This is a genomic window from Allobosea sp. 01N443, assembly GCF_056399325.1.
This window is the reverse complement of sequence record NZ_JBFTRC010000056.1, coordinates 1-26448: the sequence shown is the minus strand read 5'-3', so window position 1 is coordinate 26448 and position 26448 is coordinate 1. Positions and strand designations below refer to the sequence as shown.

23 protein-coding genes are annotated in these 26448 nt (G+C 64.9%); 14 read left to right on the top strand and 9 right to left on the bottom strand.

All coding sequences use genetic code 11. The annotated features are described in order from the left end of the window. Positions 1-125 precede the first annotated feature (125 nt). Entirely contained in the window at positions 126-785 is a 660-nt protein-coding gene (locus tag AC1DRP_RS15840; RefSeq protein ID WP_441505803.1) for a TetR/AcrR family transcriptional regulator, read from the top strand. Between the two features lie 5 nt (positions 786-790). Here the strand turns inward: AC1DRP_RS15840 and AC1DRP_RS15835 are convergent, their stop codons facing one another. Next, the gene (locus tag AC1DRP_RS15835) at positions 791-1693 is read right to left on the bottom strand and encodes a DMT family transporter (protein WP_441505802.1); all 903 of its coding nucleotides are present in this window, start codon (positions 1691-1693) and stop codon (positions 791-793) included. Between the two features lie 187 nt (positions 1694-1880). Then, positions 1881-2915, bottom strand: coding sequence for an aspartate-semialdehyde dehydrogenase (locus AC1DRP_RS15830; RefSeq protein WP_441492424.1), 1035 nt, complete (start codon positions 2913-2915; stop codon positions 1881-1883). A 473-nt stretch (positions 2916-3388) separates the two neighbouring features. Between AC1DRP_RS15830 and AC1DRP_RS15825 the strand changes: the two genes are divergently transcribed. Both AC1DRP_RS15825 and AC1DRP_RS15820 read left to right on the top strand, forming a co-directional pair. Next, the gene (locus tag AC1DRP_RS15825) at positions 3389-4453 is read left to right on the top strand and encodes a hypothetical protein (RefSeq protein ID WP_476768948.1); all 1065 of its coding nucleotides are present in this window, start codon (positions 3389-3391) and stop codon (positions 4451-4453) included. Positions 4454-4594: 141 nt separating this feature from the next. Beyond that, positions 4595-4900, top strand: a complete 306-nt coding sequence (locus AC1DRP_RS15820; protein ID WP_441492426.1) for a hypothetical protein — start codon at positions 4595-4597, stop codon at positions 4898-4900. 136 nt (positions 4901-5036) lie between these two features. Here the strand turns inward: AC1DRP_RS15820 and AC1DRP_RS15815 are convergent, their stop codons facing one another. From AC1DRP_RS15815 to AC1DRP_RS15800, 4 genes are all read right to left on the bottom strand, one after another. Then, positions 5037-6473, bottom strand: a complete 1437-nt coding sequence (locus AC1DRP_RS15815; RefSeq protein WP_476768947.1) for a homospermidine synthase — start codon at positions 6471-6473, stop codon at positions 5037-5039. A 168-nt stretch (positions 6474-6641) separates the two neighbouring features. Beyond that, complete coding sequence (locus AC1DRP_RS15810; RefSeq protein ID WP_441492428.1) at positions 6642-7169, bottom strand: GNAT family N-acetyltransferase; 528 nt, start codon at positions 7167-7169, stop codon at positions 6642-6644. A 117-nt stretch (positions 7170-7286) separates the two neighbouring features. Beyond that, entirely contained in the window at positions 7287-8432 is a 1146-nt protein-coding gene (locus tag AC1DRP_RS15805; protein ID WP_069878757.1) for a type III PLP-dependent enzyme, read from the bottom strand. Between the two features lie 584 nt (positions 8433-9016). Beyond that, on the bottom strand, positions 9017-9574 hold the full coding sequence (locus AC1DRP_RS15800) for a glyoxalase superfamily protein (protein ID WP_441505799.1): 558 nt from the start codon (positions 9572-9574) through the stop codon (positions 9017-9019). A 295-nt stretch (positions 9575-9869) separates the two neighbouring features. On the opposite strand from AC1DRP_RS15800, the gene AC1DRP_RS15795 reads away from it, so the two are divergent. Beyond that, positions 9870-11459: an OpgD/OpgG family glucan biosynthesis protein gene (locus AC1DRP_RS15795; RefSeq protein WP_441505798.1), complete on the top strand. Its 1590-nt coding sequence runs from the start codon at positions 9870-9872 to the stop codon at positions 11457-11459. A gap of 9 nt (positions 11460-11468) precedes the next feature. Here the strand turns inward: AC1DRP_RS15795 and AC1DRP_RS15790 are convergent, their stop codons facing one another. After that, on the bottom strand, positions 11469-11852 hold the full coding sequence (locus tag AC1DRP_RS15790) for a RidA family protein (RefSeq protein WP_441505797.1): 384 nt from the start codon (positions 11850-11852) through the stop codon (positions 11469-11471). 173 nt (positions 11853-12025) lie between these two features. Between AC1DRP_RS15790 and AC1DRP_RS15785 the strand changes: the two genes are divergently transcribed. Then, a complete protein-coding gene (locus tag AC1DRP_RS15785) occupies positions 12026-12721 on the top strand; it encodes an AprI/Inh family metalloprotease inhibitor (protein ID WP_441505796.1) in 696 nt (231 codons plus the stop codon). A gap of 21 nt (positions 12722-12742) precedes the next feature. Here the strand turns inward: AC1DRP_RS15785 and AC1DRP_RS15780 are convergent, their stop codons facing one another. Further along, positions 12743-13360, bottom strand: a complete 618-nt coding sequence (locus AC1DRP_RS15780) for a GNAT family N-acetyltransferase (protein WP_441492433.1) — start codon at positions 13358-13360, stop codon at positions 12743-12745. A gap of 234 nt (positions 13361-13594) precedes the next feature. Here AC1DRP_RS15780 and zapE point away from each other — a divergent pair, with 234 nt between their 5' ends. The 8 genes from zapE (at position 13595) to AC1DRP_RS15740 (ending at position 23737) form a co-directional block, all read left to right on the top strand. Next, positions 13595-14794 (top strand): cell division protein ZapE, encoded by a 1200-nt coding sequence (gene zapE, locus AC1DRP_RS15775; protein WP_476768946.1) that lies wholly within the window; start codon positions 13595-13597, stop codon positions 14792-14794. Positions 14795-14807: 13 nt separating this feature from the next. After that, entirely contained in the window at positions 14808-15407 is a 600-nt protein-coding gene (locus tag AC1DRP_RS15770) for a TetR/AcrR family transcriptional regulator (RefSeq protein WP_441492435.1), read from the top strand. 261 nt (positions 15408-15668) lie between these two features. Beyond that, positions 15669-16631: a malate dehydrogenase gene (mdh, locus tag AC1DRP_RS15765; RefSeq protein ID WP_043241858.1), complete on the top strand. Its 963-nt coding sequence runs from the start codon at positions 15669-15671 to the stop codon at positions 16629-16631. Between the two features lie 83 nt (positions 16632-16714). After that, positions 16715-17911, top strand: coding sequence for an ADP-forming succinate--CoA ligase subunit beta (sucC, locus tag AC1DRP_RS15760; RefSeq protein ID WP_476768945.1), 1197 nt, complete (start codon positions 16715-16717; stop codon positions 17909-17911). 9 nt (positions 17912-17920) lie between these two features. Next, positions 17921-18805 (top strand): succinate--CoA ligase subunit alpha, encoded by an 885-nt coding sequence (sucD, locus tag AC1DRP_RS15755; RefSeq protein WP_069878765.1) that lies wholly within the window; start codon positions 17921-17923, stop codon positions 18803-18805. Between the two features lie 111 nt (positions 18806-18916). Further along, positions 18917-21874, top strand: coding sequence for a 2-oxoglutarate dehydrogenase E1 component (locus AC1DRP_RS15750; protein ID WP_441492437.1), 2958 nt, complete (start codon positions 18917-18919; stop codon positions 21872-21874). A 45-nt stretch (positions 21875-21919) separates the two neighbouring features. Further along, positions 21920-23146 carry a 2-oxoglutarate dehydrogenase complex dihydrolipoyllysine-residue succinyltransferase gene (gene odhB / locus AC1DRP_RS15745; RefSeq protein ID WP_441505794.1) on the top strand — a complete coding sequence of 409 codons (1227 nt, stop codon included), beginning with the start codon at positions 21920-21922 and terminating at the stop codon, positions 23144-23146. Between the two features lie 165 nt (positions 23147-23311). Continuing rightward, positions 23312-23737 (top strand): VOC family protein, encoded by a 426-nt coding sequence (locus AC1DRP_RS15740; protein ID WP_441505793.1) that lies wholly within the window; start codon positions 23312-23314, stop codon positions 23735-23737. Positions 23738-23763: 26 nt separating this feature from the next. On the opposite strand, the gene AC1DRP_RS15735 is transcribed toward AC1DRP_RS15740, so the two are convergent. Next, positions 23764-25425: an L-lactate permease gene (locus AC1DRP_RS15735; RefSeq protein WP_476768944.1), complete on the bottom strand. Its 1662-nt coding sequence runs from the start codon at positions 25423-25425 to the stop codon at positions 23764-23766. Positions 25426-25646: 221 nt separating this feature from the next. Between AC1DRP_RS15735 and AC1DRP_RS15730 the strand changes: the two genes are divergently transcribed. Further along, positions 25647-26448 (top strand): dihydrolipoyl dehydrogenase family protein (locus AC1DRP_RS15730; RefSeq protein WP_476768943.1); only part of this gene is annotated, 802 nt, incomplete at its 3' end.

The following is a 26448-nucleotide window of genomic DNA, read 5'->3' as shown; positions in this document are numbered from 1 at the left end:
ACTGTTCGAACCGATCGGTTCGATTTCAGTTGAAATAGCGCTGGCGATGGCGCATATCAAGTGAAATCGAACTGAGTGGTTCGATTATTTTTGTGCGGCGCAAAATGCCGGGGCGAGATGGGGTCATGGACGAGGTTGTGAAGATCGCAGGAGTGCCGCCGCGCCGGAAACGGCGTGCGGCGGGCGCAGATCCCGACAAACGTCGCCAGATCCTGGACGGAGCCCATGAGGTCTTCCTGACGCGCGGGTTCGACAATGCCAGCATGAGCGACATTGCCGCGGCCGCGAATGTCTCGAAGGGCACGCTCTATGTCTATTTCGAGGACAAGGAACATCTCTTCGTCGCCCTGATCGAACGCGAGCGTGAAGAACAGAAGCGCGGGATCTTCGAAGCGCTCGACGATGATCCCGATCTCGGTCATGCGCTGACGCATTTCGGCGAGCGGATCGTCCAGCTCCTGGTCTGCGATTTTGCGCTCAGCGCCCAGCGCATCGTCGTTGGCGTGGCGGAGCGCATGCCCGATCTCGGCCGTGAATTCTACGAGAACGGACCGTTGCAGGGCGCACGGCGCATCGCCGGCTATCTCGACCGCAAGGTCGCGGAGGGACAGCTGGAGATCGACGATACCGCGCTGGCAGCCGTGCAGTTCGTTGACCTGTGCCAGTCGACCGTGCTGCGCCCGCGCCTGTTCAATGCGGTGCGCGAGCGACCGTCCGAGGCCGAGATCTCCCGCGTGGTTGCCTCGGCGGTCGCAATGTTCCTCGCGCGATACGGCAAGCGATAGTCCGCTTACAAGGCTCGCGCCCGCATCCGCTCGCGATGGGCGGTGTAGAGGCCCGAGGCGGCGATGATCACCGAGCCCAGCAAGGTGAAGAGATCCGGCAGGACCGAGAACAGGAAGAAGCCGAAGACCGAAGCCCAGAGCAGCTGCACATAGGAGAAGGGCGCGAGCAGCGAGGCGTCGGCATGGCGGAAGGCGATGATGACGAACCAGTGCCCGATGGTCGAAGCGACGCCGATGAAGATGCCGATGGCGATCGCCTCCGCCGTAAGTGGCTGCCAGCCGAGGGGCTGCAGTACGGTCAGCAGCAGGAAGCCGACCACGGCCGACCAGGTCAGTGTCGTCACCGGATCCTCGGTCGTGCTCATCATGCGGGTAACGATCAGGGCAAAGGCCCAGGTCGCGGCTGAAAGCGCTGGCAAAAGCGACGCGGCGTGGAAGTTGGCACCTCCGGGCCGGACGATGATCAGGACACCGGCCAAACCGACCAGGGTCGCGGTCCAGCGCCGCCAGCCAACCTTCTCCCCAAGCATCGGGATCGACAAGGCCGTGACGAAGAGCGGCGCAATGAAGCTTGTCGCGGTCGCATCAGCGATCGGCAGGTATCGCAGCGACGAGACGAAGATGATGGAGGAGAGGGTGACTGCGACGCCTCTCAGCAACTGCATGTGCAGACGCTTCGGTCGCAGGCGTGCTGCGCCGCCGCGCAGTGCCACCGCCAACATGATCGCCGTAAAGGCGGCATAGCGCAGCCAGGTGATCTGTAGCGCGGGCATCGTCGCCGCGAGATATTTCGAAGCGACGTCGGAGCTGGACAGGAAGATGCTGGCAAGCAGCATCAATCCGATGCCGCGCAGCGCAGCATCGCGACGTTGCGGCACGGGAGGAACGGCCTCGGTATGCGCGGGCAAGGCCGGTACCGGAGCTTTTGAAGGGTGGGGAGAGGACAAGGCGACGCCGGAACTGGAGAGTGGGACGACGCTAGCAGGATTTGCCTGCGGCGGGCGCGCAAACTCGGAACAGCGCCCATGCGCCCGGGCCCTTCATGAAAAAGGCGGGCTTGCGCCCGCCTTCGTGGAGCTTTCCGAGCTGCCGGAATCAGGCCGCCTTCTTGCGCGGCTGGATCAGCTTGCGGTTGACCAGCACCTCGGCGATCTGCACGGCGTTCAGGGCTGCGCCCTTGCGCAGATTGTCCGAGACGCACCAGAAGGCGAGACCGTTCTCGACCGTATTGTCCTCGCGGATGCGCGAAACATAGGTCGCGTCCTCGCCGGCCGCCTCGTGCGGGGTGATGTAGCCGCCGGGCTCGTGCTTATCGATGACGAGGATGCCGGGCGCGGTGCGGAGCACCTCGCGCGCCTCGTCGGCTGTGATCGGCTTCTCGCATTCGATGTTGACGCTCTCGGAATGGCCGATGAAGACGGGCACGCGCACGCAGGTGGCGGTCAGCTTGATCTTCGGATCGAGGATCTTCTTGGTTTCCGCCATCATCTTCCACTCTTCCTTGGTGAAGCCGTCCTCCATGAAGACGTCGATCTGCGGGATGAGGTTGAAGGAGATGCGCTTGGGGAACTTCTTGGTGACGACGTCGCCGGCCGAGAACACGGCGCGCGTCTGGTTGAAGAGCTCGTCCATGCCTTCCTTGCCGGCGCCGGAGACCGACTGATAGGTCGAGACGACGACGCGCTTGACGCCGAAGCGGTCATGCAGCGGCTTCAGCGCCACGACGAGCTGCGCGGTCGAGCAGTTCGGGTTAGCGATGATGTTCATCTTGGAGAAGCCGGCGGCCGCCGCGGCATTCACCTCCGGCACGATCAGGGGCACGTCGGGATGCATGCGCCAGGCCGAGGAATTGTCGATGACGACGCAGCCCTGGCCGCCGATCTTCGGCGACCATTGCTTCGAGACCTCGCCCCCCGCCGACATCAGGCAGATATCGGTATCGGAGAAATCATAGTGATCGAGCGCCTTCACCTTCAGCGTCTTGTCGCCGAAGGAGACCTCGGTACCAATCGAGCGCGAGGAGGCAAGCGCCACGACCTCGCTCACCGGGAAAGCCCGCTCGGCAAGGATGTCGAATATTTCGCGACCCACATTGCCTGTGGCGCCGACAACCGCGACCTTGAAGCTCATGCTGCTGTTCCTTTTGGAAGTAACCGGTTCTGCCTCCCCCGGGAGATGCCGACCCGCCTGGTCTGGATGGCGGGTTCGGCCTTAGCCCCCGCCGGGGGGGAGGGCCCGGAACCGAGGCGAAGCGTCAGCGCGACGTCCGGAGCGTGCCGGTCGTCGTTTTGGTCGTGCGTTTCGTCGTCAGGGCGACAATCACAGAGCCAAATCCCATAGGGCTGAAAGCATTCGCGGTCGCGCTCGAGTGGATGCTCGCCTCGCGATGCTCATCCAGAACACCCGCGGCGATAAAAAGYCAATTGGTCTCGGCAGCCCAGCGCGTCAGGACGGGATTAACCCAGCCTCCTAACCAGCGATTCACTACAATCGCGGTTCGCAGGCCGCCGGTAACCCGATACTGACCCGGATGCCCTCAGCGTCGCCGGCGGGTGAGGACAGGCTGCTGGCGCGGAGGCGCAGGCAACGAGCGGGGTCTTGTCGTGTCGCGTGAGTTCGCAGCGTTACTGGTCAATGGCTTTCGCCGGCTCGGCTCGAGCTGCCGGGAGCTCGGCTCGGCGGCCGCACATCGTGCCTTGCCTGTGGCGGGCAGCGTGAAGGGCAAGCTCGGCGGTCCCGATCCGATTGGCGCCTTGATCAGCGTGATGGACCATGTCGAGGCAGCGATGCGGACAATCCTCCGCTGGCTGCGCGCTGCCGTCCGCCATCGTGGCCTGGGCCTGACCGGCGGTCTGGCCTGGCGCGGCCTGGCAGCCGTTGCCGGTATCGGGATGGCGGCTGCGCTCGTCACGGGCCTTTCGGGCGATGGCGGCGAGATGCAGGTCGCCAGCCTTGCCGGGCAACCGGCTGCGGAGATCCGGTCCGTTCGGGACGTTCGCCAGGAGCCGCGCCTGCTCGGCGCCCAACATGAAGACTGGACCAGGATCGCGCGGCCGATCGCGATGTTTGGCCTCGACTCTCCGGAATTGGAGCGCCAGGCCATGGCCTATGAGGCGAGCCGGAGCCAGGACGGCGCGAAGCGTGAGGATGTGTTGAGCTTTGGGGCGTTCACCGAGGCAAAGCCGCATCTGCTCCTGCGCCTCGTCGTTGACCATGGCGACGATCATCTGACGCAGCCCTTCATCATCGCGCTGGTGCGCGAGGCCGCTGCGCGCGGCATGTCCGTGCAGCGCAGCGGTGCGCCGACAGGGCTCACCACCAAATTCGGCTCTGTCGAAGCTACGGATGTGACCCTGAGCGATGGTGCGAATGAACGCGCCTGCATMGGCTTCCGCCACCGGGGCGGCGACACGCCGCTGCGACTGAGCGGCTGGTGGTGCGGTGGGGCGGCGCGCCCGGTCGATCGTCAGCAACTGGCCTGCCTGGTCGATGGGCTTGCCCTGCTCAGCGCCGGCGAGGATCAAGTGCTGCGTAGCCTCTTTGCCGCAGCTGAACGTAACCGCGGCGGCGCCTGCTCACCGCCGCGCCCATCCGCGGCCGGTCGCAAGACGTCATCGCTCGACGCCGAAGGCACGCTGCCGAGCCACCAGGCGGCCGCGAAAAGGTGAGGGGACGGCCGTTGAAATCGGCTGCCCGAGCGTTATCTCAGAGCTATGGGGCAGTAAAAGCGTTAACCGCGGCGGGATAGATTTGGCGCTATCAATCGCCGCTTTACTTCCCCTTGGTCATCGCCTCAGGAGACCCTCGCCATGAATTCCTTCAAGCGTCTCGCCGCCGGTCTCGGCATTTCGCTCGTGGCGTTGACCGCGGTCGCTTCGGTGGCCGAGGCGCAGCARCAGCGCAAGCCGTTGCGCGTGATCGTGCAGAAGCGCAGCTATCTCGATCCCGGCAATGTCGTGCCGGTCGGCTCGCTGAACCGATACGCCACTCAGCAGCTCATCTCACCCCCGGTCTATTCGAATGTCGCTGAGCTTTACGGCGATAGCACCTTGCCGCCGCGCATCGGCGCCGGTGTGAACCCGTTCCGGAACACGTTTTCGACGCCGGGCTTCTGAGCCGTCCGGGCAGAGACGAGAAAGGCCCGCCGGATCGGCGGGCCTTTCTGTTTGGTGCGTGCTGCCTTGCTTCAGGCGGTGCAACGGGGTCCGGAGACCCTCGGGCCGGTGCGAGGCTTCCCGAGGATGGTAGGCGTCAGCGGACCAGAATGTTCCGGAACTGCCAGGGATCGCTGGTGTCGATATCCTCCGGGAAGAAGCCCGGGCGGCCCTGCAGCGGCGTCCAGTCGGTATAGGTCCCGACCACCGGGCCGAGATAGGGCAACTGCACTTCCAGGCAGCGACGGAAATCGAGCTCATCGGATTCGACGATGCCGGCCTTCGGGTTCTCCAGGGCCCAGACCATGCCGGCAAGCACGGCGGAGGTCACCTGGAGGCCCGTGGCGTTCTGATAAGGCGCAATCCGGCGGGTCTCTTCCACGGAGAGTTGCGAGCCGAACCAGTAGGCATTCTTGCCGTGGCCATAGAGCAGTACGCCGAGTTCGTCGATGCCATCGACGATTTCGCTCTCCTCGAGGATGTGCTGCTTCTCCTGCACCTTGCCGGCGCTACCGAACATCTCATGCAACGAAAGCACGGCGTCATTGGCGGGGTGATAAGCATAGTGGCAGGTCGGCCGATAGGTCGGGTTGCCGGCCTCGTTGCGCACCGTGAAGTAATCGGAGAGCGAGATCGCCTCGTTATGCGTCACCAGGAAGCCGTATTGCGGGCCGGGCGTCGGGCACCAGCTCCGCACGCGCGTCTCGGCCCCGGCCTGGAGCAGATAGATCGCCGACTGGCAGCCAGCCTCATGCGTGCGACCGTTCTCTGGCATCCAGCGCTCATGCGTGCCCCAGCCGAGCTCCGCCGGCTGCTGGCCTTCCGAGACGAAACCCTCGACCGACCAGGTGTTGACGAAGACATCGCGCGGCTTGGGATGCTTGGCACGCTGGGTGTCGCGCTCGGCGATATGGATACCCTTGACGCCAACCTGCTGCATCAGGGCGCCCCATTCGGCGCGGTTCTTCGGTTCGGGGGTCTGGAGGCCGAGATCGGCCGCGACGTTGAGCAGGCCCTGCTTGACGAACCATGAGACCATGCCGGGATTGGCGCCGCAGCAGGAGACTGCCGTGGTGGTGCCGGCCGGACGCGCGCGCTTGGCAGCCATGGTGGCTTCGCGCAGCGCATAGTTCGAGCGGGCCTCGGGACCCTTGCTGTGGTCGAAATAGAAGCCGAGCCAAGGCTCGTTGACGGTGTCGATATAGAGTGCGCCAAGCTCGGAGCAGAATTGCATGATGTCGAGCGAGCCGGTGTCGACCGACAGGTTGACGCAGAAGCCCTGGCCACCGCCTTCGGTGAGAAGGGGCTGCAGCAGGCTCTTGTAGTTCTCGGGGGTCACCGCTTCCTGGATGAAGCGGATGCCGCGCTCGTCGAGGAGGGCACGGTTGGTGTCATGCGGGTCGATGACGACGAAGCGGCTGCGGTCGTATTCGAAATGCCGCTCGATCAACGGCAGTGTTCCGCGTCCGATGGAGCCGAACCCGATCATTACGATCGGTCCGGTGATGGTGCCGTGGACGGGCCAATGAGTCATGATGTTTCCTTGGTTGGGGTGGAACGGGGGTAAATCTTTCGCGGGCTCGTATGGAGAGCGGCCGCGCTCGTCAATCCGGAACGCCATTTTTGCGCCGCCAGGGTCGATTCCGACCCCGACGACGCTGAAGACAACCCGGTGCGGATGACGCCGCGGTGACGCTCGCGATCAGGCTGCGAGCGCCGCGGCAGGCAGGGGCTCGATCAGGCGCCCCGTTGCGGACAGGACGCCGGCGGCGCCCGCGAGCGCGCCGGGGCGCAGTTCGAGGCCGAGGAAGCGCTCGCGCTCGACGGGGCCGGGCATGGCAAGATCGCGCATCGGCTCGGCCGAGAAGCCAAACCGAGCGTAATAGGGCGCATCGCCGACCAGCAGCACAGCRCCGTGGCCATGGCAGGCGGCGCGCCAGATCGCCTCGCGCATCATCGTCTTGCCGAGCCCTTCGCCGTGCAGATCCGGGGAGACGGCGAGCGGCCCGAGCAGCAGCGCATCATGGCCGCCGGCATCGATGTTCCAGAGCCTGACGGTTGCCACGACTGCGCCGTCGCGCTCCGCGACAAGCGCCAGCCCGGCGGCCGGCATCCGGCCTTCACGCAGGCGTTCRCTGGTCTTGGCGAAACGGCGCTCGCCGAAGCAACGGTCGAGCAGGGCCTCACGGGCCTGGATGTCGAACGCGGTTTCCTCGCGGATCGTGATCATGACGCACCTCCGGCCGGAGCGCCTGCGCAAGAGCGCAGACCTTCCCGGCGCCGCGCGCGAACGCGGCCAAACAGAATGATTTGGGGGGCGGCTCCGGCAGGTGCCGGAGCCAGAACGTCAGATGACGTATTGCTTCAGCGGCGGGAAGCCGTTGAAGGCGACGGCCGAATAGGTCGTCGTATAAGCACCGGTGCCCTCGATCAGCACCCGATCGCCGATCTCCAGGCTGAACGGCAGCATGTACGGGGTCTTCTCGTACATGACGTCGACCGAGTCGCAGGTCGGGCCGGCCAGGACGCTCGGCACGGTCGCGTCACCGTCGCGCGGGGTGCGGATCGGATAGCGGATCGCCTCGTCCATGGTCTCGGCGAGACCGCTGAACTTRCCGATGTCGAGATAGACCCAGCGAACCTGATCGTCCTCGCTCTTCTTCGAGACAAGCACGACCTCGGCCTCGATCATGCCGGCTTCGCCGACCATGCCGCGGCCCGGCTCGATGATCGTCTCCGGGAGCTGGTTGCCGAAATGCTTCGACAGCGCCCGGAAGATCGCATCGCCATAGGCCGGAACGCCCGGGATCGGACGCAGGTAGCGCGCCGGGAAGCCACCGCCGAGATTGACCATCGACAGCGACATGCCACGGGTGGCGCATTCCTTGAACACCGCCGAGGCCGAGGCCAGAGCGGAATCCCAGGCGTTCACATTCGCCTGCTGCGAGCCGACATGGAACGAGATGCCATAGGCGCCCAGGCCAAGACGATGGCCATGCTCAAGCACGTCCGCGGCCATTTCGGGCACGCAGCCGAACTTGCGCGAGAGCGGCCAGTCGGCGCCGGCGCCGTCGCAGAGGATGCGGCAGAAAATGCGCGCGTCCTTGACCGCGGTGAGGGCGGCGGAACGGGCGATCTTGTCGACCTCGGCTACGCAATCGACGGCGAACAAGCGCACGCCGAGCTCCATGGCGCGCGCGACGTCGCGCTCCTTCTTGATCGTGTTGCCATAGGAGATGCGGTCAGCGGTGGCGCCGGCCGCGAGAGCGAGCTCGATCTCGACGACCGAGGCACAATCGAAGCAGGAGCCGAGCTTGGCCAGCAGGGCAAGCACCTCCGGTGCCGGGTTCGCCTTCACGGCGTAGAAGACGCGCGTGTCGGGAAGGGCCCGGGAGAAGGCACGATAATTCTCGCGCACGACATCGAGATCGATGACGACGCAGGGACCGTCTTCACGGCGGTTGCGCAGAAATTCACGGATGCGCTCGGTCATCGGCGCGACTCCCCTACGGCGCAAGCGGCGCCGATACGACGTATCGCCGGGTGAGTCGTTCGCAGGTCACGGCGCGATGGAGACGCCGAGAACAGCGGACGAAACGTCCGGACCCGAAACACCGTCGATTGGGGACCCCCCGCACGGCCGGCAATGAAGGACAAGCCTCTTCGGTGTTGACCTGTGGAAAGCCAACGAGACCAAAAAAGCCCGCTCCGTCGTTGCTTTAAGCTGCGTCCCCCGTGGAGATTCGGGGTTTGCCGGTTTCGCCTCCGGCTGCTGGTCGCTGTTCGGGAGCGGCTCTCTTGCGAGAACCGGGAGCGTGATTTGAGGGGATATCCATCCCCCTCCATCCGTTTCCCATCCCTGGCGGCTGTCCGGCCTCTTGTCCGAATGCCCACCGACCAGCACGCGGCCACAGGCACGTGCGAATTGGGTAAGCCGCATATACGAACTGCGGCCCCCCTCTACAAGTTCTTTTTGACCTCGGGGTTCGGTTTTTTCGCCGAACGCGCGAGGCAGAAGCGCGCCGGGCTGGTCGACGGGCGCGCAACCGCAGGTATCGAGGCTGATCGAGCCTCAATCTAGACCCGCTTCTCGCAAAAGCGGATGCGGTTCCCAAATGGGTCCGGCACCTCCAGCGTGCGACCGCCCGGGCCATTTTCCTGGATACCGGGTTTCGAGAAGGGATAGCGCTTGCCGATCAGTTCGGCGCGATAGGCGTCCACGCCCTGCATCCAGACGAAGACGGTCGACCCTGGGCTGGCGTCGCCATGATGCTCGGAGAGGTGAAGTTGCAGGCCCGAGCGTGAAACCTGCATGTAGATCGGGAATTCAGGTCCGTAGCGGTGGTCCCAATCCATGCTGAAGCCGAGGAAGCCGAGATAGAACTCCTTGGCTTTCTCCAGGTCGAAGATCCGCAGGATCGGGATACCCATATTCAGGGTCACGCCTGTCTGGTCGGTGCCGGCGGCCGGGCGGGCTTCTGCCTCGCCGATTTTCGCCGCGAGGATGTTCCAGTCGTCATAGCCGAACTGCCGGGCGACGATTTCGAGCGCCTGGGCATGTGAAAGCGCGGTCTGCGGAGCCACGGCTTCGCGCAGGGCCTTGGCCATCAGTTTCGCATCGCGATAGGTGCGCATGGTCACAATCCTTCTCGATGGTGGACGAAGCGGCCAGGGCTCGCATTGCTGGAAGCGTCCACCGGATCGATCGGGATCGGGACGGAAGCGGGATGCATTCACCATGCCCTGGGAGGGCGCGAGCGGCGGGCTGCATCCGGCCCGGGGCGAAACGTAGAAAACAGGGCGATCGGCTGTCAACATCGTGCGTGCCGGAGATGCGCCGCCGCTGCGCCCTAGACCGGCCCCATTTCATCGCCTAAGTCGTTGGCGAGATGCGCCTTCGGGCGCAAACGCGACGGGGCTTCCTCGAATCATGACCGTATCCAATCGCCGCCAGATCCTGGCCGGCCTTTCCGCCGCCTTGAGCTTTTCCGTGGCGCCCGCCGCGCTGCTCGCGCAGCAGCCGGAGACGCAGCCGGCTCCGGCCCCGACCCCACCGCAGCCGCGCTTCGGCTTCGAGGACGTGGTGCGCCGGGCTCGCGAGATCGCGGCCGCGCCCTATGAGCCTGGTCCGACTCTGCCGGAACCGTTGTCGCGTCTCGATTTCGACGCCTGGCGCGATATCCGCTTCCGCCCCGAGCGGGCGCTGCTGGCGCCGACCGGTTCGGGTTTCCGGATGCAGATGTTCCATCCCGGCTTCCTGTTCACGCGCCCGGTGACCGTGAACATCGTGCGCGACGGCGTACCGACACCGGTGCCTTATTCGTCGAACCTGTTCGACTATGGCCGGATCAAGTTCGAGAAGCCGCTGCCGGTCAATCTCGGCTTTGCCGGCTTCCGCCTGCATTATCCGCTCAACGATCCGCGCATTTTCGACGAGCTGATCTCCTTCATCGGCGCCAGCTATTTCCGGGTGCTCGGCCGCGAGCAGCGTTACGGGCTTTCGGCGCGCGGCCTGGCCATCGGTGCCGGCGTGCCCGGAGGCGAGGAGTTCCCTGTCTTCCGCGAGTTCTGGGTGGAGGCACCGAGCGCGGGCGCCGAGCGCGTCACGGTCTATGCGCTTCTCGATTCAGCCTCGGTATCGGGCGCCTACCAGTTCCATATCTATCCGGATGTCGACAGCGTGGTCGATATCAGCGTCGCGCTGTTCCCGCGCAAGACGATCGAAAAGCTCGGCCTCGCGCCGCTGACCTCGATGTTCTTCACCGGTGAGAACGACCGGCGCTTCCATGACGATTTCCGGACCGAGCTGCATGATTCCGACGGCCTGATGGTGCACTCGCGCACCGGCGAATGGATCTGGCGGCCCTTGCGCAATCCGCGACAGCAGGCGGTTTCCTCCTTCGTCGAAAGCAATGTGCGCGGCTTCGGACTGATGCAGCGCGACCGTGTCTTCGAGCATTATCAGGATCTCGATCTCAGCTACGAGCTCAGGCCGTCCTACTGGATCGAGCCTCAGGGCGACTGGGGCGAGGGCGTGGTCGAGCTGATCGAACTGCCGACCGGCGACGAGACCAACGACAATATCGTCGCGCTCTGGGCGCCCAAGGCCGCGCTGGAGGCCGGCCGCGAGTTCCGCTTCGGCTACAAGCTGACCGCGCTGCTCGACTCCAGCGACCTCCACCCCGGCGGCCGCGTGATCAACACCTACCAGGCGAAGCCGAAGGCGCTCGGCTCGGGCGAGCCCGTCACCGATGGCGCGCGCCGCTTCATCGTCGATTTCGCCGGCGGCGATCTCGACTATCACCTGAAGCAGCCGGAGAAGGTCGAGATCGTGCCTTCGATCGCCTACGGCCGGATCAACCGCGCCTTTATCGTGCCCAACCCGAAGACCGAAGGTTTCCGCGCCTTCATCGACATCGTCGTCGAGCCCGGGCAACTCGCAGAGATGCGTGCCTTCCTGAAGAGCGGCGACAAGACGCTGACGGAGACCTGGAGCTATCCGTGGCGCGCCGAGGCCTGATCGCTCGGATCAGGCTGCTGCGGCCACGACCTCGATCTCGACCTTGAACTCGGGCAGCGTGAAGCCGGAGACGATCATCAGGGTCGAGGCCGGAGGCGGCGTGCCGACATGGGCGTCACGCGATTCCATATAAGGCTTCATATACGCCCGGTCGGTGACATAGGCATTGATCCGCACGATATCGGCGAGCGTCATGCCGGCTTCGCCGAGGATCTTGGCGATGTTGGCGAAGCAGAGATCGGCCTGAGCCCGTGCATCTTCGGGAATGCCGCCATCGGCCGTGATGCCGAGCTGCCCGGAGCAGAAGACGAGGCGCTGCCCGCCGGGCAGTTCGGCTCCATGACTATAGCGGGCGAAGGGCGGGCGGATCGAGGGCGGGTTGAGCGGCTTCATGCTGGTTCTCCAAAGCTGCCGGACTATGCCGCGCCGGGCACCCAAGAACCAAATGCCCCGTGGCGGAGTTGATCAGTTCCGGTATTTGGGGGATTGAGGTGCTCATGCCACGTTCATTGCGCAGGCCTAGGCTTGCGAATCAGCTGAGCCAACGAGACGGGAATAGGCACCGCATGACGACCGTGACCGCGACACGACATCGCTTCTTCAAGGCCGCCTGCCTGCTGCCCTTCCTTGCGCTCACGGCCTGCGCGGGATCGCAGCGTTTCAACGGGCCGGGACCCGGCTTTTCCGGTGGGCCGGGCTACGGCCAGCCTCAGCTGCAATCGGCTCCGCCGATCAGCTCTGCTCCCGTGACGTCGCAGCCCTTGCCGCCGCCGGGCGGATATCCGGCCGCCTCCGCGCCTTCGTCGCCGGGAGCCCTGCCGGCGCCGCAGGATCCGTTCTTCGATCCCAATGCAGGACGGCCGCAACCGCAGAGCGCGCCGCCTGTCGCCGGGGCAACCGAGATTCCGCAACTCAGAGGCGGCAGCGGCCAGGTCGCGACGCTGGGCCAGGGCGCCGCCCCCGCCCGCAGCGCGGGATCTTCGCGTGACAGCGTCATCGGGAGCTGGACCGCGCGCGAGGCGACGGGCAGTTCCTGCCGGATCCAGCTGTCGAGCACGCCGGCTCTCGATCTCTACCGCGCCAATGCGGCAGGCTGCGCCAATCGTGACCTGCAGAAGGTCAATGCCTGGGACTATCGCGACGGCGAGGTCTATCTCTACCAGCCGGGCGGCACGGTAGTCGCGCGTTTGCGTGCCGGGGACAGCGGCAGCATGAACGGCGCTGTCACCAAATCCGGCGCCGCCCTCTCGCTCAACCGCTGAGGCGGGCCTGCTCGTCGCGCCTCATGGGCGCGACGACGATCTCGCGAAAAAGGCCGGGCGCCAGAACCGGCGCTGCAGCGACAGCGCCAGAGTGGCAAAGCCCTTGGCATTGTCGAAGGCTTCGTCGAGGACGGTGAAAGGCGTCGGCCCGCCGGTGGCGATCGTCCCCTCGACATCGTTGTAGCCGCCAATCAGCTCGGCCTCGAACTTGCGCGCCAGCCGGCGCATGGCAGCGTTCTCGGGCAGGCAGGTCATGTAGAGCGTGCGAATGCCGCGATTGCGCGAGGCCGTGATCAGCCGCGTGAACAGCGCTTCGCCGATGCCTTGCCGGCGCCAGGCCTTCTCGACGCTGAACGCGGCTTCGCCCGTCTGGGTGACGATGTCTTCCAGGCCGCGCAGTTCGGCCGCGCCGCGGACCTTTCCGTCCTCGATATAGGCATAGACCAGCCCGCCGACGCCGAAGGTGGTCTCAGCGTAATTGACGAGAAAATCGTCGTTGACGGCCGTGCCAAAGCGCTCGCGACGCGTAAGCACGTCCAAGCGCAGCAGATGATCGATGAAGAGGGTGCGTTCCGCAGGCCAGAGCCGGCGAATTTCACCCTGGCCGGACATTGCGCCGGCCTTTGTCGAACGAGCCAATTGTCTTCTCCTGTCACAGCGCCATGTCGCGCTACCGTCCAGGAGGCGTTCGTCCCTAGAGCTCGGGTCGGAAGATGCGCCGCCAATCTGGGAATGCAAGAGGCGAAGCTGTGGCAAATTTGGGCGGGAGCGCGGATATTTCGCCCAATCTGCCCCGATCTGCGGCCCATGCCTAAGCGTGCATCAGCCAGCAGGCTTGCGGTTGCATCGAGCCTGGCTTAACCCGGGCAGCCGATGCTGTCCCGCCCGCAGGCCATGCCCGCCACCATCTCCGAACGCTATGTCGCCATGGTCGAGGCCGGCGTCATCGAGCGCGATGCGGCGCAATTCGCCGTGGTGAAGCGGCTCGAGGCGCTGTCGGAGACACTCGCCTCACGCCAACTGGCCAGAAAGAGCAGTGCGCTCGGCTGGCTGTTCGGCAAGCGGCAGGCGTCGGCCAATGGCATCAAGGGCCTCTACATCTGGGGTTCGGTTGGCCGCGGCAAGACCATGCTGATGGACATGTTCTACGACTCGGCGCCGGTTATGGCCCGCAGGCGCGTGCATTTCCATTCCTTCCTGGMCGATGTCCATGCGCGCATCCACGCCTACCGCCAGCGCCTGAAGGCGGGCGAGGTCAAGGAGCCCGACCCGATCGGTCCCGTCGCAGCCGAACTCGCCGAAGAGGCAACGCTGCTCTGCTTCGACGAATTCACCGTCACCGATATCGCCGATGCAATGATTCTGGGGCGCTTGTTCACGGCGCTCTTCGCGGCCGGCGTGGTGGTGGTCGCAACCTCGAATGTCGAGCCGTCGCGTCTCTATGAGGGCGGGCTCAACCGAGCGCTGTTCCTGCCCTTCATCGCATTGCTGACCGAGAAGGTCGATGTGCTGCGTCTCGATGCCCGCACCGACTTCCGGCTGGAGAAGCTTGGCGGCGCACCGACCTATCATGTGCCTGCCGATGCAACGGCCAGGGCCGCGCTCGACAAGGCTTTTCTGACTCTGAGCGGGGTCGCCCATGGGCGGCCGCTCGTCCTGTCGGTCAAGGGGCATGAGCTGCGCGTGCCGGAAGCGGCCGGGGGCGTCGCGCGCGCCGGTTTCAGGGATCTCTGCGCCGAGGCCTATGGCGCCTCGGATTATCTCGAGCTGGCGGAGCGCTTCCATACGCTGATGATCGAAGACATTCCGGTGATGGACGAGACGCAGCGCAACGAGGCGAAGCGCTTCATCATCCTGATCGACACGCTCTATGAGCTCCATGTGAAGCTGATCGCTTCGGCGCAGGCCGAGCCGCACGAACTCTACATCGCCACGAGCGGTCGCGAGGCGTTCGAGTTCGACCGTACGGTCTCGCGGCTGATCGAGATGCGCTCCGGCGATTACCTGGCCTTGCCGCATGGCCGTGTCGATTCCGCCGCCAGCGGCGACACGACCGGCCTGGTCGAGACTTGAGAAGCGTCGCCGCATGCCGACGCGCGAGCCGAGCGAAACCCGCATCCTCACCGTCGCCAGCGAGCATCTGCGCCTGCACGGGCTGAAGCGCTTCACCGTCGTGGCGGTCGCCGAAGAAGCCGGCATGACGCATGCCAATGTCTATCGCTATTTCCCGTCGCGGGCTGCGCTCGTCGACGCCGTGGTCGATGTCTGGCTCAAGGCGACGGAGCGCAGCCTCGCCGACATCGCCGACGGACCAGACCCCGCCCATGACAAGCTGGAGCGGCTGATCCTGGCTCTGGCCAAGGCCAATCGCGACCTGCTGCTGGAGGACCGGCATCTGTTCGCCGCGTTGTCGCAGGCTGTCGCCGGGCGTCATGCGATCAGCCGTCGCAACCGCACCCGGGTGAGGGCGCTGTTCGAGCGGGTCATCGACGAGGGCATCGGCTCGGGCGCCTTCGAACCGCGCGATCGCGACAGGGCGATCGCCTTCGTCATCGATGCCACGCATCGCTTCATTCACCCTGCTGCGCTGGCGCTCGACGCGGATGTGCCGCAGGCTTCGGTAGACCTTCGGTTGGCGACGCTGATCAGGGTCATCCTGCGCGTGCTGGCGACGGGCATCGTCTGAAAATTCTGGCTACAAATTACATTTTTTGTAATTTGTAATCGGAAATTTGCCCGCCTTATTCCTGCCTCGCGCGAGGCGTGCATTGCGCAAGACATTGATTTGACGGCGAGAAAGGTGAAGGCTGTTTTCCAGGGCGCGTGCGCTCCAGCCCGACCGTGATCGCCATAAGACGACTTGCAGCAAAAGGCCTGTTTGGGCCAAAGAAACCCACGGTTTCGCCGGGTCTCCGGCATCTCGCAGCGCAAGCACAAGGACTAGGCTATGGCCCGCAAGAAGATCGCCCTCATCGGCGCCGGCCAGATCGGCGGCACGCTCGCCCATCTCGCCGGGCTCAAGGAACTCGGCGACGTCGTGCTGTTCGACATCGCCGAAGGCATCCCGCAGGGCAAAGGCCTCGACATTGCCGAGTCATCCCCGGTCGACGGCTTCGACGCCGGCTACAAGGGCACCCAGTCCTATGAGGACATCAAGGGCGCCGATGTCGTCATCGTCACCGCCGGCGTGCCGCGCAAGCCCGGCATGAGCCGCGACGACCTGATCGGCATCAACCTCAAGGTGATGAAGTCGGTCGGCGAGGGCATCAAGCAATATGCGCCGAAGGCCTTCGTGATCTGCATCACCAACCCGCTCGACGCGATGGTCTGGGCCCTGCAGAAGTTCTCGGGCCTGAAGCCCAACATGATCTGCGGCATGGCCGGCGTGCTCGACTCGGCCCGTTTCCGCCATTTCCTGGCTGAAGAGTTCCAGGTCTCGGTCAAGGACGTCTCGGCCTTCGTGCTCGGCGGCCATGGCGACGACATGGTGCCGCTGGTGCGCTATTCCGGCGTCGCCGGCATCCCGCTGCCCGATCTCGTCAAGATGAAGTGGACGACGCAGGAGCGTCTGGACGCCATCGTCGAGCGCACCCGCAAGGGCGGCGGCGAGATCGTCAACCTGCTCAAGACCGGCTCGGCCTTCTACGCTCCGGCGGCCTCGGCCATCGCGATGGCCGAGAGCTACCTCAAGGACCAGAAGCGCGTCCTGCCGGCGGCTGCCGCGTTGAAGGGCCAGTACGGCGTGCGCGACATGTTCGTCGGCGTTCCCGTGGTCATCGGCGCCAAGGGCGTCGAGAAGGTCGTGAAGATCCGTCTCAACAAGGCGGAGCAGGAAATGCTCTCGAAGTCGGTGGCTTCGGTGCAGGGCCTGATCGACGCCTGCAAGTCCATCGATTCGTCATTGGCGTGAGATAGAGCGAAGGGCGTGCGGCAGTCTCACTGCTGCGCGCCCTTCCATTCGCCCTCGCCAGCGCACGCAAGGAATTCGAGCACATGAACATCCACGAATATCAAGGCAAGGCGGTCCTCAAGGAGTACGGCGCGCCCGTCTCCGCCGGCTTCCCGGCCCTTACGGTGGCGGAAGCCGTCGAGGCCGCCAAGAAGCTCCCGGGCCCGCTCTATGTCGTGAAGAGCCAGATCCATGCGGGTGGTCGCGGCAAGGGCAAGTTCAAGGAACTGCCGGCCGATGCGAAGGGGGGCGTGCGTCTCGCCAAGTCGATCGAAGAGGTCGAGTCCCATGCCAAGGAAATGCTCGGCAACACGCTCGTGACGGCCCAGACCGGCCCGGCCGGCAAGCAGGTCAACCGCCTCTATATCGAGGACGGCTCGGACATCGAGAAGGAATTCTACCTTTCGGCCCTGGTCGACCGCGAGACCTCGCGCGTTGCCTTCGTGGTTTCGACCGAAGGCGGCATGGACATCGAGGCTGTCGCCCATGACACGCCCGAGAAGATCCTGACCTTCTCGGTCGATCCCGCGACCGGCATCATGCCGCATCACGGCCGCACCGTTGCCAAGGCGCTGGGTCTCACCGGCGACCTCGCCAAGCAGGCCGAGAAGGTCATCGCCCAGATCTATGCCGCCTTCGTCGGCAAGGACATGGCGATGCTCKAGATCAACCCGCTGATCGTGACGACGCAGGGCCAGCTCAAGTGCCTCGACGCCAAGGTCTCGTTCGATTCCAACTCGCTCTATCGTCACCCCGAGGTGATGACGCTGCGCGACGAGACGGAAGAGGATGCCAAGGAGATCGAGGCGTCCAAGTATGACCTCGCCTATATCGCGCTCGACGGCACGATCGGCTGCATGGTCAACGGCGCGGGCCTCGCCATGGCGACGCTCGACATCATCAAGCTCTACGGCGAGGAGCCGGCGAACTTCCTCGATGTCGGCGGCGGCGCCTCGGAAGAGAAGGTCACTGCAGCCTTCAAGATCATCACCGCCGACCCGCAGGTGAAGGGCATCCTGGTCAACATCTTCGGCGGCATCATGAAGTGCGACGTCATCGCGCGCGGCGTCATCGCCGCCGTGAAGGCGGTCGGCCTCCAGGTCCCGCTGGTGGTGCGCCTCGAGGGCACGAATGTCGAGGAAGGCAAGGAGATCATCCGGACCTCCGGCCTCAATGTCATCCCGGCGGACGACCTCGACGATGCGGCACAGAAGATCGTCGCTGCGGTCAAGAAGGCTTGAGGAAAAACAATGTCCATCCTGATCGACAAGAACACCAAGGTCATCTGCCAGGGCTTCACCGGCAAGAACGGCACCTTCCACTCCGAGCAGGCGATCGCCTATGGCACGCAGATGGTCGGCGGCACCTCGCCCGGTAAGGGCGGTGCGCTGCATCTCGGCCTGCCGGTCTTCGACACCGTCGCCGAGGCGCGCGACGCGACCGGGGCCGATGCCTCCGTCGTCTATGTGCCGCCTCCGGGCGCGGCCGACGCGATCTGCGAGGCGATCGACGCCGAGATTCCGCTGATCATTTGCATCACCGAAGGCATCCCGGTGCTCGACATGGTGCGGGTCAAGCGTTCGCTCTCCGGCTCGAAGTCGCGCCTGATCGGGCCGAATTGCCCGGGCGTCGTCACCGCCGGCCAGAGCAAGATCGGCATCATGCCGGCCAATATCTTCAAGCCCGGCTCGGTCGGCATCGTCTCGCGCTCCGGCACGCTGACCTATGAGGCCGTATTCCAGACCACCCGCGAGGGTCTCGGCCAGACCACGGCCGTCGGCATCGGCGGCGACCCGGTCAAGGGCACCGAGTTCATCGACATGCTCGAGATGTTCCTGGCCGACCCCAAGACCGAGTCGATCGTCATGATCGGCGAGATCGGCGGCTCGGCGGAAGAGGACGCCGCGCAGTTCATCAAGGACGAGGCCAAGCGCGGCCGCAAGAAGCCGATGGTCGGCTTCATCGCCGGCCGCACGGCTCCTCCCGGCCGCCGCATGGGCCATGCCGGCGCGATCATCTCCGGCGGCAAGGGCGGCGCGGAAGACAAGATCGCCGCGATGGAAGCGGCCGGTATCCGGGTCTCGCCTTCGCCGGCTCGCCTCGGAAAGACCTTGGTCGACGTGTTGAAGGGCTGAACGCCCACGCGACGAGATGGCCGGGCCAGCCCGGCCATCTTACTTAAGACGCAATGACGGCATGAGACGCTCCGGGAACGGGGCAGGACGACGGTAGAAGGCAGGACGACAATGGCTCGCCAGGACATCAACGAGGCTCTCGCGCAGACGGGTTTCCTCTATGGCGGCAACGCGGCCTATATCGAGGACCTCTATGCGCGCTATCAGGCCGATCCGAATTCGGTCGACGAGCAGTGGCGCGGGTTCTTCGCCGGGCTGAAGGATGATGGCCCGGCCATTATCCAGAACGCCAAGGGTGCGTCCTGGACGAAGCCGAACTGGCCGATCCATGCCAACGGCGAGCTCATCTCGGCGCTCGATGGCCATTGGGGCGTGGTCGAGAAGGTCATCGGCGACAAGCTCAGCGCCAAGGCCAAGGCTGCCGGCGCGACGCTCAGCGCGTCGGACGTGCAGCAGGCGACGCGGGATTCCGTGCGCGCCATCATGCTCATCCGCGCCTACCGGATGCGCGGCCATCTCCACGCCAAGCTTGATCCGCTCGACATTGAGCAGGCGAGGGATCCCGAGGAGCTGTCGCCGGCCACTTTCGGCTTCACCGACGCCGATCTCGACCGCAAGATCTTCATCGACAACGTGCTCGGCATGGAGTTCGCCACGCTTCGCGAGATGGTCGCGATCCTGCAGCGGACCTATTGCAACACGATCGGCATCGAGTTCATGCACATCTCCGATCCGGAGCAGAAGGCATGGCTGCAGGAGCGGATCGAGGGGCCGGACAAGGAGATCGCCTTCACCCGCGAAGGCAAGAAGGCGATCCTCAACAAGCTGGTCGAGGCCGAGGGCTTCGAGAAGTTCATCGACCTGAAATATACCGGCACCAAGCGCTTCGGCCTTGATGGCGCCGAGGCGCTGATCCCGGCGCTGGAGCAGATCATCAAGCGCGGCGGCGCGCTCGGCGTGCGCGACATCGTCTTCGGCATGGCCCATCGCGGCCGCCTCAACGTGCTGACCCAGGTGCTCGGTAAGCCGCACCGCGCGCTGTTCCACGAGTTCAAGGGCGGCTCCTTCGCTCCCGACGATGTCGAGGGCTCGGGCGACGTGAAGTACCATCTCGGTGCCTCGTCCGACCGTGAGTTCGACGGCAACAACGTCCATCTCTCGCTGACCGCCAACCCGTCGCATCTCGAGATCGTCGATCCCGTGGTGCTCGGCAAGGTCCGCGCCAAGCAGGACCAGTTCGGCGATATCGTCGAGCGCTCCAAGGTGCTGCCGCTGCTGCTGCATGGCGATGCCGCCTTCGCCGGCCAGGGTGTCGTGGCCGAGTGCCTCGGGCTGTCCGGACTGAAGGGCCATCGCACCGGCGGCTCGGTGCATTTCATCATCAACAACCAGATCGGCTTCACCACCTATCCGCGCTATTCGCGGTCCTCGCCCTATCCGTCCGACGTGGCGAAGATGGTCGAGGCGCCGGTCTTCCATGTGAACGGCGACGACCCCGAAGCGGTCGTGTTCGCCGCCAAGATCGCGATCGAGTTCCGGCAGAAATTCCACAAGCCGGTCGTCATCGACATGTTCTGCTATCGCCGCTTCGGCCATAACGAAGGCGACGAGCCGGGCTTCACCCAGCCGCTGATGTATCGCAAGATCCGCGGCCACAAGACCACGCTGGAGCTCTACGCCACCAAGCTGGAAGCCGAAGGCGTGGTGCAGCCGGGCGAGTTCGACGAGATGAGGGCGGCCTGGAAAGGCAAGCTCGAGATCGAGTTCGACGCCGGCCAGACCTTCAAGCCCAACAAGGCCGACTGGCTGGACGGGCGCTGGGCCGGCATGAAGGCGATCCGCGCCGACGAGGACGACCCGCGCCGCGGCGCGACCGGCGTTCCGGCCGCGGTGCTGAAGGAGATCACCGAGAAGATCACCTCGACGCCGCCCGGCTTCAACGTCCATCGCACGATCCAGCGCTTCCTCGACAATCGCCGCAAGGCGGTCGAGGCCGGGCAGGGCATCGATTGGGCGACGGCCGAGGCGCTCGCCTTCGGCTCGCTGCTGCTCGACGGCCACCCCGTGCGTCTCTCCGGCCAGGATTGCGAACGCGGCACCTTCTCGCAGCGCCACTCGGTGCTGATCGACCAGGAGACTGAGGCCCGCCATACGTCGCTGAACAACATCCGCGAAGGCCAGTCACGCTACGAGGTCATCAACTCGATGCTCTCGGAAGAGGCGGTGCTCGGCTTCGAATACGGCTACTCGCTGTCGGAGCCCAACGCCCTGACTGCCTGGGAAGCGCAGTTCGGCGATTTCGCCAATGGCGCGCAAGTCGTGTTCGACCAGTTCATCTCGTCGGGTGAGCGCAAGTGGCTGCGCATGTCGGGCCTCGTCTGCCTGCTGCCGCATGGCTATGAGGGCCAGGGGCCGGAGCATTCCTCGGCCCGCCTCGAGCGCTTCCTGCAGATGTGCGCCGAGGACAACATGCAGGTCGCGAACTGCTCGACCCCTGCGAGCTATTTCCACATCCTGCGCCGGCAGCTGAAGCGCGACTTCCGCAAGCCGCTGATCCTGATGACGCCGAAATCGCTGCTGCGCCACAAGCGCTGCATCTCCGACCTGTCGGAGCTGGCCGAGGGCTCGACCTTCCACCGCGTGCTGCATGATGATGCCGAGCGCGGCCGGTCCGAGACGAAGCTGGTCAAGGATGGCAAGATCCGCCGGGTCGTGCTGTGCTCCGGCAAGGTCTATTTCGACCTGCTCGACGAGCGCGAGAAGCGCGGCATCGACGACGTCTACCTGATGCGCGTCGAGCAGCTCTATCCGTTCCCGCTGAAGACGCTGGCGCAGGAGTTGGCGCGCTTCAAGGCCGCCGATGTGGTCTGGTGCCAGGAGGAGCCGAAGAACATGGGCTCCTGGACCTTCGTCGAGCCCTATCTCGAATGGGTGCTGGGCCATGCCGGCTCGAAGCCGAAGCGCCCGCGTTATGTCGGACGCCCGGCCTCGGCCGCGACAGCGACCGGCCTGATGTCGAAGCATACCGCCCAGCTCGCAGCGTTCATGGACGAGGCCTTCGCGGCCTGACCCTGTCCGAAGACGCCAGACAAAGACACGAACAAGAGGCCTGATATGGCGACCGAAATCCGCGTACCCACACTCGGCGAATCCGTCTCGGAGGCGACGATCGGCAAATGGTTCAAGAAGCCGGGCGAGGCTGTGAAGGCCGACGAGCCCCTGGTCGAGCTCGAGACCGACAAGGTCACGCTCGAGGTGAACGCCCCGGCTGCCGGCGTCCTCGGCGAGATCGTCGCCAAGGAAGGCGAAACGGTCGGCGTCAACGCCCTGCTCGGCTCGATCTCGGCCGGTGACGGCGTGGCTGCAGCTCCGGCAAAGCCTGTCGCGGCTGCCGAGGCTGCGAAGCCTGCCGCTGCTCCGGCCGCTGCTGCTGCGCCGGCGACCAAGGCTGCCGATTCCGGCCCGGCCGTCGCGCGCCTCGCCGCCGAGAGCGGCGTCAATCCGGCGAATGTCGCGGCGTCTGGCAAGGACGGTCGCGTCACCAAGGGCGACATGCTGGCTGCCATCGCGACGGGTTCAGTGGCTGCGGCCGCGCCCGCAGCTCCGGTCCAGGTCCGCGCCCCGTCGGCTCCCGATGACGCTTCGCGCGAAGAGCGCGTCAAGATGACGAAGCTGCGCCAGACCATCGCGCGCCGCCTCAAGGAGGCGCAGAACACTGCCGCCATGCTCACCACCTTCAACGAGGTGGACATGTCGGCTGTGATGGCGCTGCGCAACCAGTACAAGGACGTGTTCGAGAAGAAGCACGGCGTGAAGCTCGGCTTCATGGGCTTCTTCGTGAAGGCCTGCGTGCAGGCCCTGAAGGAAATCCCCTCGGTCAATGCCGAGATCGACGGCACCGATATCGTCTACAAGAACTACTACCATATCGCGGTCGCGGTCGGCACCGACAAGGGCCTCGTCGTGCCGGTGGTTCGCGATGCCGACCAGCTCTCGATTGCCGGTGTCGAGAAGGAAATCGGTGTGCTCGGCAAGAAGGCGCGCGATGGCGCGCTCAAGATCGAGGACATGCAGGGCGGCACCTTCACGATCTCGAATGGCGGCGTCTATGGCTCGCTGATGTCGACGCCGATCCTGAACGCGCCGCAGTCGGCTATCCTCGGCATGCACAAGATCCAGGAGCGCCCAATGGTGGTCGGCGGCCAGATCGTCGTGCGCCCGATGATGTATCTGGCGGTCAGCTACGATCACCGCATCATCGACGGCAAGGAGGCTGTGACCTTCCTCGTTCGCATCAAGGAAGCTCTTGAGGACCCGGCACGTCTCGTCCTGGACCTCTGAGTTCGCATAGGACTGCGGGAACCGTGCCCGTGCCCGGCACGTCGCTCAGGCGGCCATCGCCGGGTGCGAGCTTGGTTCCCATTTCAAGGGCCTGATCCGGCTGCGCGACCACTCGGCTTGTCTTGCGGTCTCGCGCTGGGATCAGGGATAGGGAAGGAGTTCGCGATGGCTTTTGGCCCCAATCCTCCCTCGCTCCAGGCGCATCTTTGCGTCAAGGGCGGCCTCCAGGCGATCGCCTTCTACGAGAAGGCTTTCGGCGCCGAGTGCACCTTCAAGCAGATGGCGCAGGATGGCGTGCGGGTGTTGCACGCCAATCTTGCGCTGTTCGGCAGCGAAATCCTGCTGCATGACGAGTTCCCGGAATTCGGGGGGCCTGTCGCTTCGCCGCATGCACATGGCGGCGCCAGCATCGCGCTCAACGTCAATCTGCCGAGCCCGAGCGATGTCGACGCGGCAATGGCCCGGGCGGAAGCTGCGGGCGCAATCACCTTCATGCCGGCGGGCGATGTGTTCTGGGGCGCGCGTTACGGCCGCCTGACCGATCCCTTCGGCCATGTCTGGGCCTTCAACGCGCCGCTGGCGCCGGGCTGAAGCCTAAGCCCGATCGCGCCATTGCTTCAGTGCACGACCATCGCCGAGAAGGGGTGGACATAGGCCTGCAGCATCACGAGGCCGCCGACGAGGCAGGCTAGCGCGATCGAATRCCAGAAGACGAAGCGCAGGATCGTGCCCTCGTGCCCGAACCAGTTTGTCGCCGTGGAGGCGACGACGATCGACTGGGCATCGATCATCTTGCCCATGACACCGCCGGACGAGTTCGCCGCCCCCATCAGGATCGGCGAAAGGCCGAGCTGTTCTGAGGTGACCTTCTGCAGATTGCCGAACAGCACGTTCGAGGCGGTGTCCGAGCCCGTCAGCGCCACGCCGAGCCAGCCGAGCAGGGTGCCGAAGAAGGGATAGAGCACCCCGGTTCCGGCAAAGGCGAGCCCGAGGGTGGCATCGATGCCTGAGAGCCTGGTCAGGGTACCAATCGCCAGCATGGCCGAAATGGTGATCAGAGAATAGGCGCAGAGCCTGATCGTCCGGACATAGGTCATGATCATGCGACCAGGCGTGAATCCCATGACGAAGCCGGAAATGATCGCTGCGATCAACATGCCCGAGCCGGTATAGGAGAGCCAGGTGAACGAGAACACGGCGGCCTCCGGTGTCGGACGTGGCGCAACCGGCGCCACCTTGGCGATCTGGTTATGGAGATCCGGCACCGGATAGCTCCACACGGCCCAGGAATTCACACTGGTCTTGAACCAGTCCGTGCCCCAGATCAGCAGGATCGCGCAAACGATGATCCAGGGCGCCAGGGCCATCCAGACCTGCGCAGGTGCGGATCGCTCCGTGGATACAGCCGGTATGATTCGCCCCTCGGCGGAGACGTCATGGCCGCGCAGGGCCGGTGAGGCCCAGATCTCGCGGGGCTTCCAGATCTGCAGGAAGCCGATCAGGCAAGCCATCGAGATCAGCGAGGCGCCGATATCGACGATCCAGGGATTGATGAAGTTCGAGATGAGGAACTGCGGCACCGCAAAAGAGACGCCGGTGACCAATATGGCCGGCCAGATCTGCAGCATGCCACGCCGGCCGGCGAAGACCCAGATCAGCCAGAACGGCACGAGCAACGAGAAGAACGGCAATTGTCGGCCGACCATGGCTCCAAGCAGGAACGGATCAATTCCGGTGACCTGGCTGAGCCCCTGGATCGGTGTTCCAAGAGCACCAAAGGCGACCGGCGCCGTATTGGCGATGAGMGAGAGCCCAGATGCTGCCAAGGGGGAAAAGCCGAGCCCGATCAGAATCGCGCCGGTCACCGCGACCGGGGTGCCGAAGCCCGAAGCGCCCTCGAAGAAGGCTCCGAAGGCGAAGGCAATCAGCAGGAGCTGAATCCGTCGGTCGCTGGTCACTCCGCCGATCGTGGTCTGCAAGGTTTCGAAGGCGCCTTTCTCGACCGTAAGCCGGTAGAGAAAGATCACATTTAGGACAATCCAGCCTATTGGGAAGAATCCAGTCACCGCTCCGAGCGCCGTAGCGCGGGCCGACATTCCGGCGGGCATCGTGAATATAAATATCGCCACAAGATTGGCGACAATAAGAGCAATGATCGCTGCAATATGTGCTTTGACGGTATTTGATGCGATCAATCCTAACAATACAAGGACCGGAAGCGCTGCGGCGAGCGTCGACAGGGCGCTGTTTCCGAATGGGTCGTAGACCTGATTCCACATGGCGCTATCTTCCCTTGAGCCGTCGCAAGGCGGGAACGCGAAATGTGCTTCTTGGTATTGTTGCGAATTATACGCTCAATCAACGGAAATGATAGCAATCGCGCTCGCAATGTCGACATCTATTGCGGGCATGGCGGACTGCGTCAAAGCGATGTATTGCGGCCGGTAAGACGCMGCGCCGCGAGTGTCGGCGCGCATTGCCTGCTCAACGGAAGGAAGTCATGTCCTACGATCTCGTCGTCATCGGTACTGGCCCCGGGGGCTATGTCTGTGCCATCCGCGCCGCTCAGCTCGGCCTCAAGGTCGCCGTGGTGGAGAAGCGCAAGACTCATGGCGGCACCTGCCTGAATGTCGGCTGCATCCCGTCCAAGGCCTTGCTGCACGCGTCGGAAATGTTCGAAGAGGCCGGCCACACCTTCCCGAGTCTCGGCATCAGCGTCGGCACGCCCAAGCTCGATCTCAAGCAGATGTTGGTCCACAAGCAGGAGACGATCGACGCGAACGTCAATGGCGTCGCCTTCCTGCTGAAGAAGAACAAGATCGAGGCCTTCCAGGGCACCGCGAGCATCCCCGGCGCGGGGAAAGTCGAGGTCACGGGTGCGGACGGCAAGAGCCAGGTCCTCGAGACCAAGAACATCGTCATTGCGACGGGTTCGGAAGCGGCCGGCCTGCCGGGCGTCGAGATCGACGAGAAGACCGTGGTGACCTCGACCGGCGCACTCGAGCTTGCGTCCGTGCCGAAGGRGCTGCTGGTGGTGGGCGCCGGCGTAATCGGTCTCGAAATCGGTTCGGTCTGGAGCCGTCTCGGCGCCAAGGTCACCGTGGTMGAATATCTCGACCGCATCCTGCCCGGCATGGATGACGAGATCGCCAAGCAATTCCAGCGCATCCTGCAGAAGCAGGGCTTCGAATTCCACCTGGGTTCCAAGGTCACCAAGGTCGAGACGGGCAAGAAGGGCGCGACCGTCACGGTCGAGCCCGCCGCCGGCGGTGAGGCCAAGACGCTGTCTGCCGATATCGTGC